This window comes from Ruegeria sp. G5, assembly GCF_056533365.1.
Genome location: NZ_JBQFOK010000012.1, coordinates 21,902 through 41,134 on the forward strand (window position 1 = coordinate 21,902; position 19,233 = coordinate 41,134).

The 19,233-nt window shown below is 56.5% G+C and carries 15 protein-coding genes and 1 tRNA gene; 12 read left to right on the forward strand and 4 right to left on the reverse strand.

Features of this window, described 5'->3' with window-relative positions; translation table 11 throughout:
* Positions 1 to 5: 5 nt before the first annotated feature.
* Entirely contained in the window at positions 6 to 956 is a 951-nt protein-coding gene (locus ACR0BD_RS17790) for a GlxA family transcriptional regulator (protein ID WP_480700239.1), read from the reverse strand.
* Between the two features lie 154 nt (positions 957 to 1,110).
* Here ACR0BD_RS17790 and ACR0BD_RS17795 point away from each other — a divergent pair, with 154 nt between their 5' ends.
* Genes ACR0BD_RS17795 through ACR0BD_RS17810 form a run of 4 tightly spaced genes read left to right on the forward strand, consistent with a single transcriptional unit; the run spans position 1,111 to position 5,583 of the window.
* Positions 1,111 to 1,821, forward strand: a complete 711-nt coding sequence (locus ACR0BD_RS17795) for a GntR family transcriptional regulator (protein WP_480832431.1) — start codon at positions 1,111 to 1,113, stop codon at positions 1,819 to 1,821.
* A 7-nt stretch (positions 1,822 to 1,828) separates the two neighbouring features.
* A complete protein-coding gene (locus tag ACR0BD_RS17800; protein WP_480832433.1) occupies positions 1,829 to 2,746 on the forward strand; it encodes a dihydrodipicolinate synthase family protein in 918 nt (305 codons plus the stop codon).
* 3 nt (positions 2,747 to 2,749) lie between these two features.
* Entirely contained in the window at positions 2,750 to 4,246 is a 1,497-nt protein-coding gene (locus ACR0BD_RS17805; protein ID WP_480832435.1) for an aldehyde dehydrogenase, read from the forward strand.
* Positions 4,243 to 5,583, forward strand: coding sequence for an NAD(P)/FAD-dependent oxidoreductase (locus tag ACR0BD_RS17810; RefSeq protein ID WP_480832437.1), 1,341 nt, complete (start codon positions 4,243 to 4,245; stop codon positions 5,581 to 5,583). Before ACR0BD_RS17805 ends, ACR0BD_RS17810 begins: the two co-directional genes overlap by 4 nt.
* Before the next feature lie 156 nt (positions 5,584 to 5,739).
* Here ACR0BD_RS17810 and ACR0BD_RS17815 read toward each other — a convergent pair whose 3' ends face one another.
* The gene (locus ACR0BD_RS17815; protein ID WP_480832439.1) at positions 5,740 to 7,287 is read right to left on the reverse strand and encodes a trimethylamine methyltransferase family protein; all 1,548 of its coding nucleotides are present in this window, start codon (positions 7,285 to 7,287) and stop codon (positions 5,740 to 5,742) included.
* 159 nt (positions 7,288 to 7,446) lie between these two features.
* Complete coding sequence (locus ACR0BD_RS17820) at positions 7,447 to 9,273, reverse strand: BCCT family transporter (RefSeq protein ID WP_480832555.1); 1,827 nt, start codon at positions 9,271 to 9,273, stop codon at positions 7,447 to 7,449.
* A 559-nt stretch (positions 9,274 to 9,832) separates the two neighbouring features.
* On the opposite strand from ACR0BD_RS17820, the gene ACR0BD_RS17825 reads away from it, so the two are divergent.
* The 7 genes from ACR0BD_RS17825 to ACR0BD_RS17855 all read left to right on the forward strand — a co-directional run bounded on the left by ACR0BD_RS17825 (position 9,833) and on the right by ACR0BD_RS17855 (position 17,521).
* Complete coding sequence (locus ACR0BD_RS17825; RefSeq protein ID WP_480832440.1) at positions 9,833 to 10,738, forward strand: LysR substrate-binding domain-containing protein; 906 nt, start codon at positions 9,833 to 9,835, stop codon at positions 10,736 to 10,738.
* Positions 10,739 to 10,836: 98 nt separating this feature from the next.
* Positions 10,837 to 11,991: an aromatic ring-hydroxylating oxygenase subunit alpha gene (locus ACR0BD_RS17830; RefSeq protein ID WP_480832441.1), complete on the forward strand. Its 1,155-nt coding sequence runs from the start codon at positions 10,837 to 10,839 to the stop codon at positions 11,989 to 11,991.
* 48 nt (positions 11,992 to 12,039) lie between these two features.
* Positions 12,040 to 12,279 carry a hypothetical protein gene (locus tag ACR0BD_RS17835; RefSeq protein ID WP_480832442.1) on the forward strand — a complete coding sequence of 80 codons (240 nt, stop codon included), beginning with the start codon at positions 12,040 to 12,042 and terminating at the stop codon, positions 12,277 to 12,279.
* Between the two features lie 107 nt (positions 12,280 to 12,386).
* Entirely contained in the window at positions 12,387 to 14,807 is a 2,421-nt protein-coding gene (locus ACR0BD_RS17840) for a GcvT family protein (RefSeq protein WP_480832444.1), read from the forward strand.
* A 104-nt stretch (positions 14,808 to 14,911) separates the two neighbouring features.
* Positions 14,912 to 16,384, forward strand: coding sequence for a flavin-containing monooxygenase (locus ACR0BD_RS17845; protein ID WP_480832446.1), 1,473 nt, complete (start codon positions 14,912 to 14,914; stop codon positions 16,382 to 16,384).
* Position 16,385: 1 nt separating this feature from the next.
* Positions 16,386 to 17,360 carry an alpha/beta fold hydrolase gene (locus ACR0BD_RS17850; RefSeq protein WP_480832448.1) on the forward strand — a complete coding sequence of 325 codons (975 nt, stop codon included), beginning with the start codon at positions 16,386 to 16,388 and terminating at the stop codon, positions 17,358 to 17,360.
* Positions 17,361 to 17,444: 84 nt separating this feature from the next.
* Positions 17,445 to 17,521: transfer RNA gene (locus tag ACR0BD_RS17855), tRNA-Met, on the forward strand.
* A 252-nt stretch (positions 17,522 to 17,773) separates the two neighbouring features.
* On the opposite strand, the gene ACR0BD_RS17860 is transcribed toward ACR0BD_RS17855, so the two are convergent.
* Positions 17,774 to 18,316 carry a hypothetical protein gene (locus ACR0BD_RS17860; protein WP_480832450.1) on the reverse strand — a complete coding sequence of 181 codons (543 nt, stop codon included), beginning with the start codon at positions 18,314 to 18,316 and terminating at the stop codon, positions 17,774 to 17,776.
* A 98-nt stretch (positions 18,317 to 18,414) separates the two neighbouring features.
* Between ACR0BD_RS17860 and ACR0BD_RS17865 the strand changes: the two genes are divergently transcribed.
* Positions 18,415 to 18,759, forward strand: coding sequence for a hypothetical protein (locus ACR0BD_RS17865; protein ID WP_480832452.1), 345 nt, complete (start codon positions 18,415 to 18,417; stop codon positions 18,757 to 18,759).
* The last annotated feature ends 474 nt before the right edge of the window (positions 18,760 to 19,233 follow it).

Sequence of the window (19,233 nt, forward strand, 5' to 3'; positions counted from 1 at the left end):
TACGATCAGTCGATCTTGCTTTTCTGCGCGTGTGGCGTGACCCCGAAACTTGACCGGTACACGCGCGAGAAATGCCCGGGGCTTTCAAATCCGCACGCCATTGCAACTTCGGTCACGGACGCTTCGGTCTGAAGCAGAAGCTTTTGCGCGCGTTCCAGCCGCAATTCCATAAAGTATTTCTTTGGCGACGTATTGAGGTACTTGCCAAACAACCTTTCCAGCTGGCGCGTGGATATCCCCAGATCTTCGGCAATCTGCGACGGCGAGACGGGGGACTCTATACAATCGCGCATGACATGGATGGCTTTAGCCAGATGGGCGTTGCGCATTCCGTTGCGCGATTGCAGCGACACACGCTGTTTGGCTGTGGCGTTGCGCACAGCGTTGTACACCATCTGGTCTGCAACCGCGATTGCCAGTTCCTCGCCATGATCCCGTTCGATCAGGTGCAACATCAGATCGGCCGTGGCAGTCCCGCCAGACGCCGTGATGTGTTTTTCATCTGCAACGAAAACGCTTCGCACAAGGTTTACCTCAGGAAATTTTTCCATGAACGCATCATGGTATTCCCAGTGAATCGCGGCCTGCATCCCATCCAGAAAACCCGCTTCGGCCAAAAGCCAGGCACCTGAGCACAGTGCGCCAATAGGCGTGCCTCGCGCCCGCTCACGCCGCAACGTGGCCAACAAGGATCGCGTGACGTGATTGCGCATGTGGATGCCCGACAAAACGAACAACTGGTCCGTCTTAGGCAGATCATCCAGACCGCCATCCACGAGGGTCACCATTTCGTTCGAGCAGACTGCGCGCTCTCCATCCTCAGAGATCAGCGCCCACTGATAGAGTTTTTCGCCACTGACCAGATTTGCAATCCTGAGCGGCTCGACCGCGCAAGAGAATGCAAGGTGCGAGAACTCCTCGATCAATATGAAGGTCACGTGGCGCGTTTGGCGCATGGAATGTTCCGTTCTTTTTAGCGTGTTTTCGCCCGAGTCTTTGCGGCTGTCAAATACGATACGATTTTTTTGTATACAAACTGTATTTTCATAGAATACAGCAAGGGTAAGATCTGCCCGCCACGATTCGGGCCGCCATCACAGGACAATCCGGATGAAAGATGACGCCAAATCCCGTAAGGCCGAGTTGACCGAACACCTCAAGGTGTCGATCCTGACCTTGCGCCTGCAACCCGGCGCGGATCTGGACGAGGTGGAATTGTCCGATGCGTTCGGACTGTCCAGAACCCCCTCGCGCGAAGTGTTCCGGCAGCTGGCGGGTGAAGGCTATCTGGAGTTACGCACAAATCGCAGCGCCCGTGTTGCGGAAATGTCTTATACGACGCTGCGGGATTTCTTCCTTGCAGCTCCGATGGTGTATGGCGCTGTTTTGCGGCTGGCGGCTGTCAACGCAAAACCAGCGCAAATCGATGCCCTGAAAGATGCCCAGCTGGCCTTCAAGGCGGCGTTGCGGTCGGGTTCGGCAGAAGACCGGGCATTGGCTAATAACCGTTTTCACGACGTGACCGGAGAGATGTCTGGCAATGTCTACCTGTTGCCGTCGTTCAACCGGCTTTTGATCGACCATGCCCGGATCGGCATGACCTTTTACCGGCCGCAAACGGCACAAATGAGCGAAAATCTGTCTGAGGCCAGTCGCCAACACGACGCCATCATCGCCGCCATCGAGGCGAACGATGAGGCGACAGCTGCGCAGCTGGCCGAAGACCACTGGAACCTGTCACGCGATCAGATCGAATTGTTCGTGATGCCAGATGCGCTGGATGTCCCGATGGGTCTTCCACCGCTTTCGAAACCTGCATGAGGACGGAATGAACCCTATTTTCAAATTTGAGGGGATTTATACCCCGGTGGTTACGCCGCATCACGACGATGGCAGCGTGAATTGGGACGCGCTGTCCGACGTGATCGAGTATCTGATCGAGAATGGGGTGCACGGGCTGATCTCGGGTGGTTCGACCGGAGAAAACTATGCGCAGACCGTCGATGAGCGTCTGGAACTGGCGCGCTTTACCAATAAGCAGCTCAATGGTCGCCTGCCTTTGGTTGTAGGTACCGGTGCGATGTTGACGCAGGATTCAATTGCCTTGGCATCTGGCGCGCGCGAGATCGGGGCGGACTCGATCCTGTTGGCAAGCCCGCCCTACGCGGTACCGACCGACCGGGAAAACGCGCTGAATGCGCTGGCCATCGACAAGGCCGCGGATTTGCCGGTTATGCTGTATAACTACCCCCACCGCACCGGCACCATGATGGGTGAGGAATTCCTTGATCGCGTCGGTCGCAGCCGAAACTTCTGCGGGATCAAGGAAAGCTCGGGCGACATTAACCGGGTGCATCTGCTGGCCCGCGATTATCCGCATATTCAGCTTGGGTGCGGTATGGACGATCAGGCGCTGGAATTCTTTGCCTGGGGTGCGCCATTCTGGGTATGCGGCGGATCGAACTTCCTGCCTGCGGAACATGTGGCGCTTTATAACGCCTGCGTTGTCGAAGGCAATTTCGACAAGGGTCGCCGCATCATGTCGGCAATGCTGCCCCTGATGAACGTGCTGGAACAAGGTGGCAAGTTCATTCAAACGATCAAGCATGGCGTTACGATGAACGGCATCGCAGCGGGCGTCATGCGCGCGCCGCTCAAAGGTCTGAACAAAGACGACAAACGCGCGCTGGAACAAGTGACCCGCGTGTTGAAACAAAAAATCGCTGACATTGTGGCGGAGGGTTAAGGCATGGGATTGCTGACACAGGACGAATACAAATCCATCGCAGCAGGTCTGGACCTGCCGAACGCCGCATTTATCGACGGGGCGTTTCGCCCGGCGGCCTCGGGCAAGACCTTCACCAGCGTTAACCCGGCCACCGGTGAAAAACTGACGGATATCGCGGCCTGCGGCGCCGAGGATGTGGACTTTGCCGTCGAAAAAGCGCGCGAAGCCTTTGACGATGGCCGCTGGAGCAAACTGCACCCGTCCGAACGTAAAGACGTGTTGATCAAGCTGTGCAAGCTGATGACGCGCAACGCGCGCGAACTGGCGGTGATGGAAAGCATCGACAGCGGCAAGACCATATTCGATTGCGAAACCGTCGACGTGCCCGAAACCATTCACTGCCTGAAATGGCATGCCGAGGCGATCGATAAAATCTACGATCAGGTTAGCCCCGCAAGTGATGATCACATCGCCATGGTTGTGCGTGAGCCGATCGGCGTTGTTGGCCTGGTATTGCCTTGGAACTTCCCCCTGCTGATGCTGGCGTGGAAGATCGGACCCGCCCTTGCCGCAGGCTGTTCAGTTGTGGTCAAACCCGCAGCTGAGACGACCTTAACCGCCCTGCGCCTTGCGGAACTGGCGATGGAGGCCGGGATCCCCCGCGGCGTACTGAACATCGTTCCCGGCGGTGGTGCAGATGTGGGTGAACCTATTGGCCGTCACATGGATATCGACATGGTCTCGTTCACCGGCTCGACCGTGACCGGCAAGCGCTTTTTGACCTATTCAGCCGAAAGCAACGCCAAGGAAGTCGTGCTTGAGATGGGTGGCAAAAATCCTGCGATCGTCATGGATGATGCAGAAAACCTGGACCGTGTGGCATCCCATATCGTCAACGGTGCATTCTGGAACATGGGCGAAAACTGTTCAGCAAGCTCGCGCCTGATCGTGCATAAGGACGTTAAGGCCGAACTGCTGGAGCGTATCGCGCATCATGCAAAACAGTGGAACATCGGTGACCCTCTGGACCCGGAAACCCGGATGGGCGCGCTGGTCAGCGAAGGCCACTACAAAAAGGTCTGCGGTTACCTCGATCAGGCTGAAAACGTGGTTATCGGGGGTAAGGCCGACAAGGGTTTTGTCGAAGCAACCGTCGTGGAAGTACCGGGAAATGATACGGTTTTGGCCCGCGAAGAGATCTTTGGCCCAGTTCTGTCGGTGATTGAGGTTTCGGGTTTTGACGAGGCGATCAATATCGCCAATGACACGGACTATGGCCTGTGCGCATCGATCTTCACCGCGAATACCAAACGGGCTATCCGTGGCGCCCGCGCCATAAGGGCGGGAACCGTGACCGTGAACAGCTTTGGCGAAGGCGATATCTCAACACCCTTTGGCGGTTACAAACAGTCGGGGTTCGGGGGTCGTGATAACTCGGTACATGCCCATGACCAGTACACCCAGTTGAAGACCATCTGGATTGATCTGGCAGACGATGCGGATGAGGCGGTCGATTGAGCGCCTACTCTGCCAAAACCCTTCCGGTACATCGTGGGCCTGCGGCGTGGAATGACATCCTTGGCGCGCAGGCCCCATTCCGGGAACTGACAGGCGACATGACGGCAGACTTCACCGTTATCGGTGCGGGTTTTGCCGGGCTTACGGCGGCACGTCGACTGCTTCAGTTGCAACCCACAGCAAAGGTGGTTGTGCTGGACGCCGGGCGCGTTGCCGAGGGGGCCGCCGGGCGAAACTCGGGGTTCATGATCGACCTGCCACATGATCTGGCGTCCGACGATTACTCGGGCGCGGGCGACGACAAGAAAATGATTGCGCTGAACCGGCAGGCGATTGCCTTTGCGCGACAGGCCGTTGAGCAATACCAGATCGATCCGAATTACTTTGATCAGTCGGGCAAAGTGAACGGGGCCGCCAGCGAAGCCGGAAACGCGCATAACGAAAGCTATGCCGAACATCTAGCCTCATTGGGTGAGACCAGCGAAAAGCTGGACCCGCAACACATGCAGGAACTGACAGGATCGCGCCACTATATCTCGGGGCTTTACACGCCGGGAACGGTGATGTTGCAACCCGCGGGCTATATTCGCGGCCTTGCTGCAGGGTTGATGGGAGAAGGGGTAGACCTTTTCGAAAACTCGGCTGTCACCGGGTTTTCGAAACAGGGAAGTTCTTGGAAAGTCACCACCGATCGCGGCACGGTCAGCACCGGAAAGGTTATCCTGACGGTCAACGGACATTTGGAAAGCTTTGGTATCGAACGTGATCGGCTGATGCAGCTGTTCTTGTTCGCCTCGATGTCACCAGAGTTGACCGTTGATCAAATGCGCGTTCTGGGCGGCCAGTCCCGCTGGGGTGTCACGCCGTCAGATCCCATGGGAACTACCATGCGGCGGATAGATTCCGGGCAAGGTGGCAATAGGGTCATAACTCGCACCTGTGCCGCCCTGCGTCCCGGCATGGAAGCAACCGCACGCGATCTGGCACGGGCCTCACGCGTCATGCAGCGCAAGTTCGATCAGCGGTTTCCCCAGCTGGCGGGTCTGGGCATGGAGTATCGCTGGGCCGGTCATCTGTGTCTCAGCCTCAACGGCGTTGCGGTTGCGGGTGAAGTCGAAGCGGGAGTCTATTCGGGTTGCGTCCAAAACGGGCTAGGCACGGCCAGAGGAACGCTGACCGGGATCGCGGCGGCCGAACGCGCCTGCGGTCACACCTCAGACATCACGCAACACTTTGCCACCGAAGACAAACCGAAACGCCTGCCCCCACAGCCCTTTCGGGAAATCGGAGCCAACGCCGTTTTGCGATGGAAGGAATGGCGCGCGCGGGACGAATGATCGGGTCGGTTTCCAACCTATACATACCTGATCAACTTTCCCAGACTGAACCAAGTCGGCTAATAAAAATCCCGTTTTATCTTTCGGGGTATCGGATCGTGAACCCACAAAAAAACCCGCCCGATCATTCGGGCGGGTAAGTTCCGGGGGAGATTATCAGTAGCTCTGGTTCAACTCATCGGCTGCAGGAATTTCACGCTCGCGACGGGCGATATAGTCCAGAAGCTGTTCGTTCTTAGCCTCATCCAGCTTTGGCTCTTGGTATTCGCCTAACAGCTTTTTGGCGTGTTTCAGTGCGCGCTCGGTGATTTCCACGCTCCCTTCGGCTTGCCACTGTTCGATCGAGTTGTTGTCGAATAGCTCGGGCATAAAGAACGCCTGCTGGAAGTTATCTTGTGTGTGTGGGTGACCCAGATAGTGACCACCTGGACCCACGTCTGGAACCGCTGCCAGCGCCTGGTCGAAATCATGCCATTTGGGCCCCTCGGCCATTCGGTAGGCCATGGCGCATTGCTCGGCGTCCACCACGAACTTGGCAACGGAACAATGCATACCAGCCTCGTTCCAGCCCGCCGAGTGCCAGATATAGTTCGCACCCGCATGCATCACCGCGCTGAGCGTTGTTGCGGATTCGTACCCGGCTTGCGCGTCGAATGTCTTGGCACCACCCAAGGTGTTCGATGTGCGCCATGGCACATCGTAATACCGTGCCATCTGACCGATCATAAAGTTCATAAGGTTGATCTCGGGAGTGCCCGCCATTGGGGCGCCCGATTTCATTGAAACGGTCGACAAGTAGTGGCCCCAGATCGCCGGACACCCTTTGCGGATCACCTGTGTGTACGCCAGCGCCGACAGCGCCTCAGCCGTCAACTGGGCTACCGTGGCGGGTACGCTGGCAGGCGTGTTCGCACCACCCAGAACAAAGGGCGAGCACAGCACCGGTTGATTGCGGCGGCAGAAGGCACGCATCGCGCCCAGCATGGTTTCATCCCAGACCAGCGGGCTGTTACCGTTGCAGTTGCCGGTGGTCACGGGATGTTCGTCGATAAAATCTTCGCCGAACAGGATATCGCACATATCCATCACATCTTCGGCGTTCTTGGGCGACGTCGTCATACCCATGAACATTTTGTCTGAATACTTCATCGACGAATAGGTAATGCGAAGATGTCGCTGGCTGATCGGGTGATCGTAAGGCTCGACGATGTGGTGGGCCGAACTGTGCAGCGCCGGCATCATGTGCGACAGCTTGTGGAACATCGCCAGATCTTCCAGCAGCGGATTGCGCCGAACATCGTCCAGATCACGCAGGAAGGGCGCACCGGTCATCGGCACAAAGACCGAATGTTTGCCACCCAGTTTGACATTATTCGCCGGATTGCGGGCGTGGTAGGTGAACTGGGCCGGAATTGTCGAAATCAGTTCGCGCACCATGTATCGGTCAAGATAGACCAGCTCGCCCACGACCTTTGCACCGGCCTTTTTCCAGTCTTCCAAAGCGATGGGATCGCGGAACTGAACGCCCACGTTTTCAAGAATATCCATCGCGGCGTTGTCGATAAGTTCAACTTGCGCCCCGTCCATCACCTCGCACAGAGGGATGCCGCGGGTCAGACCGGGCAGCATTTCAAAATTCGGTGCAGTGCGCAGAGCGCGACGGGCTGAGCGCCCGCCCGAGCGGGACGCAGTTCTGGTGCTCATGGGGCAGTCCTCCATTGTTGTAGTAACCTTGAAGGATTCGCAGAGCTTTCACCGCACTGATTGCGATATCTGCTTGCAGGAAGCGACACCCCTTCCCAACATGGAAACGCCGCCCGGTTTGGGCGGCGTTTGTTGTTTTGTTGCTGTTTTGGCTTTGGGTTATTCGGCGGCTTGTGTGGCGCCTTCGCCCTGCTTGTCGCGCAGGCCATCGCGGAACAGCGCTTTGGCAAGCGCAACCATCATCAGCCCCATCACCATCGTGAACGGAAGCGCGCCGATGATCATCGCGTTGCGCAGCGCGTCCAGCGGGTTGTTGTCACCCGCCGCAAGGATCAGCGTGCCAATCACTGCCGTCAGGATCAGACCCCAGATGATGCGGTGCTTGATGCCCGTCTCCTGGCTGCCGCCCGACATGATCGTGTTCATAACCAGAATACCCGAGTCCGCAGACGTCACCAGGAAGGTCATGATCAGGATCACACACATCACGTTCAGCATCGACAGCAGACCGCCGTCAATCATGTAGGACAGTGTTACGAACAGCTTGTTGGTGTTCGACGCACCGATGATCGCACCTTCAGCTGCACCTGCCAGCTCAAGATCAATCGCCGTGCCGCCCAGAACCGTCATCCACGCAAAGCACACCAGCGCCGGTGCGAACACGCAGCCCAGGATGAATTCGCGAACCGAACGGCCCTTGGAGATGCGCGCCAGGAACAGACCCACAAACGGCGAGAACGCGATCCACCACGCCCAGTAGAACGTGGTCCAACCGGCCTGCCAGCCAAACTGACGACCCTGCTCACCCGCAGCATAGGCCGCAGCCAGTGTCGCTTCGTCCAGCTCGGCTGCTGCGCCCTCAAGACCGCTCTTGAAGCCGTCAAAGCTGCCCCACGCATTGGTCGCGCCGCCCATCAGGTCATTGGCATGCGCCTGCGCTTCTGCAGGCAGAGCCGCCGCAAAGGCCTCGGCCGACAGCGGACCATAGGCGTTAAAGCTCAGCGAGATGAAGTGCAGGATATAGTCAACCATCGCCGTGCCATAGGTGGTCATGGCGAAGACAAACGACCCAAACACAACAAACGTGCCCAGCAGGATGATCGACAGAACCAGGTTCAGGTTCGACAGGTACTTAACGCCCCGGCCAACACCCGACACAGCCGAGATGATCGACAGACCCATGATGACGACCAGACCAGAGATCAGGCCCACTTTGGACGGGGCCGGAACCTCACCGCCAAAGTCCATGATCCACTCCATACCCGTGATGGCATAAAGACCGTCGATGAACTGGCTTACGCCAAACCCGATGGTCACCGACACGCCCAGGATGGTCGCAACCACGCCCAGAACGTCAACGATGTGGCCCAGGAAACCGTTCATCAGCTTGCCAAACAGCGGCGTCAACGCCGCGCGAATGGTCAGCGGCATGTTGCGCGTATACGCGTAATAGGCCAGCGACAGGCCTGTCACCACGTAGATCGCCCAGGCGTGGAACCCATAATGCAGATAGGTATAGCGATAGGCCGATTGCACCGCTTCGGGCTCGTTGCCCACAACGTCACCGGCAACCACGACCGGGTTCGATCCCCACAGGCCCAGAGGCTCGGCCGTGGCGAAAACCATCAGGCCCACACCCAGACCGGCGCCGAACATCATCGAAAACCACGAAAAGTTCGAAAACTCGGGCTTCTCACCCGGCAGGCCCATCACCCGCTTGCCCGTCGAAGGGATAATCGCAACAACTGCCAGAAAGAAAAAGAACAGCCCCACAATCACAATGTAAAAGCTGTTGAAAACTTCCAGAAGCTTGAAGTTCCAGCTGCCCAATGTGCTGTTGGCATTGGCCGGAAACACCAAAGCCCACAGCACCAGAGCAACCATGATACCCTTACTGATCAGCGCAATAGGTACGCTGTTATTCTCATAAAAACCGCTATCCGCCGTCTTTATGTCCAAGTCCGTAAACGGCTCTTTTATCGACATAACTTCCTCCGTGTTGTCCGTCATTGGTATTGGGGATCGCGTCCTATCGTTTCGCAATTCTCCCGGATTTCGTTTTCCCGCTCAGCTCGACACGCATTTTATTTTGGTGTTTCGGGTACGAGCTTGGGGTTAGTTGCCCTTTTCCCTTCGATCTGGTGTTTTCGCTGACTGACATGCGTGGAGTTCAACACAAACATCAATCAGAACGGGTTTCGCGCGAAATTCAAAAATTATCCTCAGCGCGTCTTGTGAATTCCCTTTCCGCCGTTTCCGGCTGCAGATGTCACCCGATTTTATTTCCAAGGACATCTTGAATATTCCATCAGTGTACGCCAGATGCCTGTCCGGACGCGACAATTGTTGGTGAACGTGACTATAGCGGCACCTGCGTTTCAATTTGGCCAGAACCGACAGATTGGTCGGTTTTGACGACATGTCCCCGAAACATGATCTCGTAAATACACCTAATAGCCGATGTGCCGCGATCTCCACTAAGAAAAATATTAACACCAAGGTGAAATGAGCTAATACGAACGGGTTGAAAGAATCCCAGGTCCTCATGTCCAGACGCCATTACAAGCTGCCCCCACTTACCACACTCTCTGCCTTTGAAGCGGCCGCAAGGCATCTCAGCTTCAAGAATGCGGCTGAGGAACTCTCTGTTACGCCCGGCGCTGTGAGCCATCAGATCAAAGCGTTGGAGGGCGACCTTGAGACGGCCCTTTTCCAGCGCAAGCACCGCGGGGTGGATCTGACAGACGACGGCAAAGCCCTGTACGAGACGCTGTCGTCATCTTTTGCGCGGATTTCTAAAACTCTCGCTACGATCCGCGACCGGGCGTCGGTCGAAAAAGTAACTGTCGGGTCAACCACGGCAGTCGCCGCATTGTGGCTGTCACCGGCAGTTATTCGGTTCTGGCGTGAAATGCCCGAAGTCAATGTAGATCAGCTGTCACAGGATCGGCCTTTTCGCGACCGACCAGACTTGGACTTTTTCATCCGCTATGGGCGTGACAGCGATGCAACCCTGTCACACACGCCTTTGTTCCGTGACCACCTGGTTCCCGTCGCCAGCCCTGAAGTCGCACAAAGCCTGACTGGATCCAGCCTTCAACACCTTGCGAAACAGCGGTTGATTCATCTGGAATCAGAGGACCGTACCTGGACAACATGGCCCGAATGGTTCCAGCAATTGGGATTCGACGGCCCCATCCCGATCGAGTCGCGGGTAAACAGCTATTCGGTGGCGCTGCAACTGGCCCGAAAAGGCGCAGGGATCGCTTTAGGATGGCAGCGCCTGATCGAACCGATGCTGGAATCAGGCAAGCTGGTTACAATCGGCCCCCATCAATTGACCGCTCCCAACCAGTTTTATGTCGTTGGCCGCCACGAAGATGAGCTAACCGAAAGCGCTCGCGCCCTTAAAAACTGGATCATTCAAGAGGTTCAGGACGGCTCGGTTTAGGTGAAGTCACTTAGTGATGAGGTTTTCTGATATTGAGGGTCGGGCGTTCCTTGCTCAATAGGGTCAAAACCATCCAGCAGCACCCTCAGGAGAGCCCGATGAACAAGCATAGCAAGCTGTCTTCCGTTCTTGCCGATTTGAATGTCGCAAACGGCCTGCCGAACGAACACTATGTTGACCCGGAAATTTTCAAGGAAGAACGGCAATCGGTGCTTTACGCCAACTGGTCGGGCATCGGATTCGGTAAAGACGTTCCCGAAGTTGGCGACGCCAAGCCTGTCGACTTTCTGGGAATGCCTCTGCTGATCGTCCGCGACCGGGATGGCGAAGTGGGTGTGTTCCAAAACACCTGTCGTCACCGCGGGATGATTCTTGTGGACACGCCACGCAAGATTGGCGGCGCCATTCGCTGCCCCTATCACAGCTGGTGCTACAGCCTTAAGGGCGAACTGCGCGCGACTCCGCATGTGGGCGGCCCCGGCCACAACACACATGAAGACGTTGATCGCAACGATCTGGGTCTGGTTCGCGTCCGCTCGTTTGTTTGGCGTGACGTGATCTTTGTAAACGTGGACGGCAACGCCCCGGAATTCGAAGAAGCCCACGCAGCACTGATGGAACGTTGGAAAGAGTTCGATCAGCCGGTCTATCACGGCGGCGAAGCGTCTTCGTTCAAGCTCGAGGTTAAAACCAACTGGAAGCTGGCCGTCGAAAACTATTGTGAAAGCTACCACCTGCCTTGGGTCCACCCAGGCCTGAACAGCTATTCACGGCTAGAAGACCACTACAACATCGAAGCGCCCGGCCACTATTCCGGTCAGGGGTCGCTGGTATACCGCCAGTTGCAGGATCAGGACGGCGCCACTTTCGACGATTTTGAAGGTCTCAGCGACCAGTGGGACGAAGGTGCGGAATATGTCGCCCTCTACCCGAACGTTCTGTTGGGCGTTCAGCGCGATCACGCATTCGCAATCGTTCTCGAGCCCGTCGATCTGGAAAACACCGTCGAACATATCGAGCTGTACTATGCCAAGAGCGTGAAAGACACGCCGCAGCACGACGGTCTGCGCGCCTCGAACGCACAGCTTTGGAAGACAGTGTTCGAAGAGGACGTATTCGTCGTTGAAGGCATGCAGAAAGGCCGCCACGGCGTTCTGTTCGATGGCGGACGTTTCTCGCCTGCAATGGACGGCCCCACGCACAATTTCCATCACTGGGTCGCAACCCAAATCGAAAACGGTCGCGCAGACTAAATCTGCGGGCCGACGGGTGTAAGCCTGTCGGCCCAGAACGGAGCTACGATGGATACCAAAAACCTGGACCGCCTGCTGCTTGACGCGCATGATCGCAATGATCACGCGGCCATGATCCAGTACTACACCATGGCCGCGGACCAACGCGAAGCAGAACAGGACGTCGACGCTGCTTGTTTCTACCTGACCCACGCCTTTGTCTTCGCTCTGGAGACTGGCGCGCAAGAAGCCCACGGGCTGAACGCGCGCTTGGTCGAGCATGGGCGCGCGCACAGACTGGAATTCTGAGACCGGCCTCGGCTCACCCCTTCAACCCAACATGAAATCAATGCTCGTTACCCGCGCATGAACGTTGACGACTGCGGCGACGAGCTCAACTTTGAAACGGCAGGCTCATGAAAACGAATGCACAAGCAGTGGTGATCGGCGGAGGGGTGATCGGATGTTCGATCCTCTATCACCTGACCAAATTGGGATGGTCCGACGTCGTGCTGCTGGAACGGGACGAGTTGACCTCGGGCTCGACTTGGCACGCGGCGGCAAACATCCACGGGCTGCATGACAGCACCAATATCAGCCGCATCCAGCACTATACGATGAACCTGTATAACGCGCTGGAAGAGGAAACTGGCCAAAGCTGTGGCGTGTTCCAGCCCGGCTCGCTGTATCTGGCCCAGACCGAAGAACGTGAGCATCAGCTCAAGCTGCAGGCGGCCAAGGCCAAGCTTTACGGTATGAACTTCTATGAGATCAGCATTGAAGAGGCGCAAAAGCTGAACCCGCTGGTCAATTATGAGGGCATCCGCTGCGTAATGTTCGAACCCGATGGCGGCAATGTGGACCCCTCGGGCGTGACCAACGCCTATGCGGTAGGTGCCCGTCAGCGTGGGGCCGAGATCCACCGCTTTACCCCCGTCACTGCGACCGAACAGCAGGAAGACGGCACCTGGATCGTGCGCACGCCCAAGGGCGACATCAAAACGCCTTGGGTGGTGAATGCCGCGGGTCTTTGGGGTCGTGAGGTCGCGAAACTGGCCGGGATCGAACTGCCGCTGCAACCGACCGAGCACCAGTATTTCGTGACCGAAGCCATGTCGGACGTTCAGGCACATGGTACGCGCCTGCCCTCAGTCTCGGACCGGGATGGCGAATATTACCTGCGCCAGGAAGGCAACGGTCTGCTGGTCGGCGCCTATGAAAAGGACATGAAGTTCTGGGCCGAAGAAGGCACCCCGCTGGACTTTGCCCATGACCTGTTCCCCGACGATCTGGAGCGGATCGAAGAGAACATGATGAACGCCATCGAACGCCTGCCCGCCGTGGGTGAGGCCGGGATCAAGCGCGTCATCAACGGCCCGATGATCTGGTCGCCCGATTCCAACGTGCTGATGGGTCCGGTGCCCGAGGTGGATGGCTATTTCTGCTGCAACGGCATCATCCCCGGCTTCTCGCAATCGGGCGGCATGGGCCTGATGGCAGCGCAGTGGATCATCGAAGGCGAAACCGAATATGACATGTTCGCCTGGGACATGGCGCGTTTCGACACATGGGCCACGAAAGAGTTCACCAAAGCCAAGGTGCAGGACCAATACGCCCACCGCTTTGCGATCCACTTCCCGAACGAGGAACGCAGCGCAGGCCGACCCGCCCGTGTGCGCCCGATCTATGAAACCCAGAAAGCCATGGGCGCGGTGTTCGGCCTGAACGTCGGCTGGGAACACCCGCTGTGGTTCGCGGATGAGCCGGGCACCGTGGATACCAACGGTTTCACCCGCCAGAACTGGTGGGGGCCTGTGGGTGAGGAATGCAAGATGCTGCGCGACCGTGCGGGCATCATCGACATCTCGAACTTTGCCAAATACATCTGCAAAGGCCCCGGCGCTGCCGATTGGCTGAACGCGGTCTTTGCCAACAACATGCCGAAGGCGGTTGGTCGGTCTTGCCTGACGCCGCTGATCTCAAAACGCGGCGGTATTGCCGGGGACTTCACCGTTACCCGTGTGGCTGAGGATGAGTTCTGGATCATCGGGTCCGGCATGGCCGAGCGCTATCACAAGCGCTTCTTCAAGCAGGTTCCGCTGCCCGAAGGCACCACCTTTGAGAGCCATACCGAGGCAATGTGCGGCTTCAACGTCGCGGGCCCCAAATCGCGCGAGATTCTGCAGCGCCTGACCAACACGTCGCTGGCGACCGAAGATTTCCCGTTCATGCGGTCGGCCAAGATCGAACTGGCGGGGGTCGAGGTTCTGGCCCTGCGCGTCTCGTTCACCGGCGATCTGGGGTGGGAGCTGCACTGCAAGACCGAAGATCAGGCGCGTCTGTACGAGGCGTTGCTGGAAGCGGGCAAAGAGTTCGACGCAGGCCCTGTCGGCAGCCGCGCGTTGATGTCGATGCGGGTGGAAAAAGGCTATGGCTCGTGGAGCCGCGAATACAGCCCCGAATACTGGCCGCATGAGGTCGGGCTGGACCGTCTATGCAAGTTCGACAAAGACTTCCTGAACAAGGAAGCCGCGCAGAAGGTGCTGGACACGCCCGCCCGCGAACAGCTGGTTCTGCTGCATCTGGATGAGGCCGACGTGACCGCATCCAACGCGGACGCAACCGGTGGCGAGCCGATCTTTAAAGACGGCGAAGGCATCGGTCGTGTAACGTCGGGCACCTATGGCTACACGGTCGGCATGTCGCTGGCGCTTGGGTATGTCAAAAACGCCCAACCCGGCGATGAGGTTGAGGTGATGGTGCTGGGCCGCCCGCACAAAGCCACCATCCTGCACAAGCCTCCGTTCGATGCAAAAGGTGAAAAACTGCGCGCCTGATCAAACCGTGATCAGCCCCTGACCTAACGAGACCCTATCCACGCGCCCCGCCCTGCCTATATCCTGAAGCAACCATCTGGATCGCTTTGGGAGGGGCGGGGCGCTTGGAACATAAAACAGATATGCTGATTGTCGGTGCCGGGTTCTCGGGGCTGATCATGGCGATCGAGGCGCGAAAGCGCGGGATCAAAGATATCACGATCCTTGAAAAAGCCGCCGATATCGGCGGGACCTGGCGCGAGAACACCTACCCTGGTGTGGCCTGCGATGTACCCTCGCATCTGTACTCCATGGCGACCCACCTGAACCCAAATTGGAGCCGCGCCTACGCTGGCGGGGCCGAGATTCAGGCTTATCTGAAGAAAATCGCGCAAGACGAAGGTCTGTATGACCTGTGCCGGTTTCACCAGCAGCTCAAATCGGCGCGCTGGGACGGCAATCGCTGGCAGGTTGAAACGCAGGATGGCCAAACCTGGTCAGCACGGTTTTTTGTTTCGGCAATTGGCGCGCTGCATGTACCCAACATTCCCAACATACCCGGCGCCGACAGCTTTCCCGGACCCAGCTTTCATTCCGCGGAATGGAACCACGATGCTGCACTGGCCGGCAAGCGTATCGCGGTGATCGGTACAGGCGCCTCGGCCGTACAATTCGTCCCCGAGATCGCCAGAATGGCCGCGCAGGTCACAATCTATCAGCGCAGCGCGCCTTACGTCTTGCCCCGCCCCGACGGCCCCATCGCGCCTTGGGTGCGCCGGATGTATCAGCGGTTTCCAATTCTGCCAAAGCTGCGGCGTAAACTGATCTACATGGTCTTTGAATACCGCCACAGGGTCTTTCGCCGCGAACAGGGTGCCGTGAACTTCGCCATGAAAATGTGGCGCACAGCCTTTGAAAAAGCGATTACCGACCCTGCAGAGCGTGAGAAGCTGACACCCGATTATCAGATCGGGTGCAAACGCATACTCAGGTCGAACGATTGGTACCCAACCCTTGCCCGGGACAATGTCGAGGTGATTCCGCATCGCGTGACCTCGATCGAAGGCGACCTGATCACTGCGGCTGACGGCGCACAAAGGCAAGCCGATATCCTGATCTGGGGAACGGGTTTTCATGTGACCGGTATGGTCGAGTATCTGGATATCACGGGGACCGATGGGCAAACCCTGCGCTCGGCGTGGGCCGATGGGATGCAGGCCAATCTGGGCACTGCTATCGCGGGCTTTCCAAACTTCTTTATTCTTCTGGGGCCACATACCGGTTTGGGTCACAACTCGGTCGTGTTGATGATCGAAGCGCAAGTCCGTCATATCGGCCGCGTTCTGGATGAAATGCGCAACACAGGACTGCAGATCGTCACACCAGATCCCACGCAGCAGGACGCGTTCGAAAAAGAAATGCAGGATCGGCATAGCGACAGTATCTGGCAATCCGGCGGGTGTACCTCGTGGTATCAGGATGCCAAAGGACGAAACACGACGCTTTGGCCGGGCACCGTTTCCGAGTATGAAAAGCGCATGGCGAAATCCGGGTTGGAACATTACCTAACAACCCCGGCTCAAGGCGGAGGCCAATGACATGACGACCATTCTGATTATTGTCCTGCTGGTTGCTGCGTTCTTTCTGGGTATGCACCTTTGGACCCGCAAGCTGACGGCGGAAGGTCTTTCGCGGGTGCCGCAGCTGGGCCAGATTGTTCCGGTTCACGGTGGCAGCATCCATTACGTAGAAAAAGGGGACCCAGCCAAACAAACCCTTGTGTTGATCCACGGTTTGACCGGGCAATTGCAGCATTACACCTACGCGCTCATGGATATGCTGGCAGAGGATTACCATGTGATCGCCGTAGACCGCCCCGGTTGCGGCTATTCAACCCGTGACAGCGCGGATTTGGGCGCATTGTCCGAACAGGGCCGCATGATTCAGGAGTTTCTGGAATCCAAAGACGTAACGGATGCCATCCTGGTGGGCCATTCACTGGGCGGAGCGGTCTCGCTGGCCATGGCTCTGGACTACCCCGACAAAACCAAAGCCCTGGCTTTGTTGGCCCCTCTGACTCAAGTCATCCCAGAGCCACCCCCTGTCTTCAAATCCTTGGAAATTCGCACCGAATGGCTGCGAAACTTTATCGGCCACACCATTGCCGTGCCGATGGCCGCAAAAACCGCCCCTCATGCACTCAGCACCGTGTTCGCACCCGAGCCCGCGCCAGAAGACTTTTTGGATCGCGCCGGAGGTGCATTGGGTTTGCGACCATCTGCGTTCATCACGGCCTCTCAAGACGTACTGGGGATAGAAAGCAGTATGGAATCCCAGGTCGCGCGGTATTCTGACCTGAAAGTCCCCGGGGGTATCCTATTCGGAGAGAAGGACGCCTTGCTATCACCGTCAACGCACGGGGATCCGATGGCGAAGTATGGGTTGTTTCATGAGCAACTCGAAGGGTTGGGACATATGATACTGATCACCGAACCCGAAGCTTGCGCGACTTTCATCCACCGGGTCATCAAGGGCGTCGACGAGCAGAGCAAAGATACCGGCCAGACGGGGTGATGTCGCGCCAAAAAGAATCCGATCCAGAGGATCATTTCCCTCTTGACCCTATCCGGCCCCTCCCGTAAATCGCCTCTCACTCGTGGCGGAGTAGCTCAGTTGGTTAGAGCAGCGGAATCATAATCCGCGTGTCGGGGGTTCAAGTCCCTCCTCCGCTACCAAATTTCCTAATATATCACACGCGCTTAAAGAGAACTGCGGATTGCAGATACTTGTGCGAACTAGAGTTTTGTGCGTTTTTTTGTGCGTTTTTCGAAAAAAGTTCGTGAATCAGACCGCAACCGGAAGGTTGCAACACCAATTTCCGAGGATCTACTCGCCTCGACGCATAGTATAGCCTATTCCAGAAGGAATTAAATCTCTTCCCGACAGGTGCTTTGTTAGTAACACAGTACTAGCAATCAAACCGCATCTTAAAGCCACAATGCGTAGGCGGTGACCCCCAATGGCAGGGCCAGATACCACGCCCAGAGATAGAATTTGGCATGTAAGTTAAGTCTATTGACGGACTTCTGCAAATCCTTTGAACTTTGGATAAGCTCAGACACAAATTCGTTTGGTGCCTTGTAAGGCGTCTGGCCAGCGTGCTTGTGCCAATCCTTTTGCAGCCTGTGGTATTCTTTAATCTGGGAAACATAGTATTCGATTTCAGAAATCGGTTCGTTTCTTTGGGCGTCGAAGTCCATGTTTGAAACTGCCTTGGTAGGCTTGTTCCATGCCTTGAAACTCTGCACATCTCCGAGCCACGAAAGTAGATGGTTTGCCGCTAAAAATATAAGCAGGAAGTCTGTAATGACTTCAAGATTTTGGCTGCCAGGTTTGACGCTCAAGATAGATAGTTCGCTGGCGTCTATACCTGTAGTGACGGTAAGGATCTTTGCGAACGCCAGAGCGATAAGGCTTCGATTGGAAATGTACGTTGCTTTGGAAATGAGTTCCTGTCCTTGAAAGTTCACTACGCCCTCGTTTTTTTACGGCTAAAATTCTGTAATGTCGGTACCGTTGAATACAAACACCGATGATTTTGAAGTGTCTATTTAGCCAAGGTGCCAGCATGGACGATACTATTGAGCAACTATTGAGAATCTCATCAGGCGGTTTCCCCATAAATACGGTATTCATTCGGGATGACGGAAGCGGTGATCCATCCGTTATAGCCTTCTTGCCTGACGTTGAAGGTGATGTCGTTGCCCTTCGCTTTTCAAATGAAAGTGCGGTTGAGATTGTCACCGAGGAGTATTCCTACATATCGCTATCTCAAAGCATGCTTCACAATTTGGACGACATGATTGATGAAGCCGATGAGCTTTGGAAAGCGTTGGACGCGTATTGGGATGAAAAAGAAAGTTCGTGGTTCGGTTGGGAGCATTTGGCAATCAAGCCGGACAAAACAGAATGAACTCAGGTAGTATCTCGCTCGAATTCTAAACTTCGCCCCAGAATCGAGTGCCGAGCCTTATACTTGCTGTCGGTGAGCTTTGCCTTAACCCCTTACATATAGCGCTCGCAGGATTGGCGAGCGGCGAGCTTCATGGGTTATCCATTACTTCACACGGATATTCTACCGGACAGGATACCCACCGCAAACGTGGCTATCCAAACCACAACCCACACACACAGCGTAGCCAGCGCAGGCACATTATTCCTATGGATCAAAGTCAGAGAGCAAATCACTCCTGCAATCGGAAGTAAGACCGCGTGCGGAGCTACCATAAAGATTATCGGTAACATCAACGGAAGCGTAAACAAGGCCATGATTGCTAGCAAAAAAGCATAAGCACCGGTCGCTACAAATCCAACTTGGGAGTCACTCAAAAAGGATGGTAAAGAAGCCAGCATCATTACGGCCGCAATCAGAGGCACAGAGATAACC

Excerpts from the sequence above, each read along its gene's own strand:
- ACR0BD_RS17790 (WP_480700239.1), bottom strand. The coding sequence starts at position 956 with ATGCGCCAAACGCGCCACGTGACCTTCATATTGATCGAGGAGTTCTCG.
- ACR0BD_RS17795 (WP_480832431.1), top strand. The coding sequence starts at position 1,111 with ATGAAAGATGACGCCAAATCCCGTAAGGCCGAGTTGACCGAACACCTC.
- ACR0BD_RS17800 (WP_480832433.1), top strand. The coding sequence starts at position 1,829 with ATGAACCCTATTTTCAAATTTGAGGGGATTTATACCCCGGTGGTTACG.
- ACR0BD_RS17805 (WP_480832435.1), top strand. The coding sequence starts at position 2,750 with ATGGGATTGCTGACACAGGACGAATACAAATCCATCGCAGCAGGTCTG.
- ACR0BD_RS17815 (WP_480832439.1), bottom strand. The coding sequence starts at position 7,287 with ATGAGCACCAGAACTGCGTCCCGCTCGGGCGGGCGCTCAGCCCGTCGC.
- ACR0BD_RS17820 (WP_480832555.1), bottom strand. The coding sequence starts at position 9,273 with ATGTCGATAAAAGAGCCGTTTACGGACTTGGACATAAAGACGGCGGAT.
- ACR0BD_RS17825 (WP_480832440.1), top strand. The coding sequence starts at position 9,833 with ATGTCCAGACGCCATTACAAGCTGCCCCCACTTACCACACTCTCTGCC.
- ACR0BD_RS17830 (WP_480832441.1), top strand. The coding sequence starts at position 10,837 with ATGAACAAGCATAGCAAGCTGTCTTCCGTTCTTGCCGATTTGAATGTC.
- ACR0BD_RS17835 (WP_480832442.1), top strand. The coding sequence starts at position 12,040 with ATGGATACCAAAAACCTGGACCGCCTGCTGCTTGACGCGCATGATCGC.
- ACR0BD_RS17840 (WP_480832444.1), top strand. The coding sequence starts at position 12,387 with ATGAAAACGAATGCACAAGCAGTGGTGATCGGCGGAGGGGTGATCGGA.
- ACR0BD_RS17850 (WP_480832448.1), top strand. The coding sequence starts at position 16,386 with ATGACGACCATTCTGATTATTGTCCTGCTGGTTGCTGCGTTCTTTCTG.
- ACR0BD_RS17865 (WP_480832452.1), top strand. The coding sequence starts at position 18,415 with ATGGACGATACTATTGAGCAACTATTGAGAATCTCATCAGGCGGTTTC.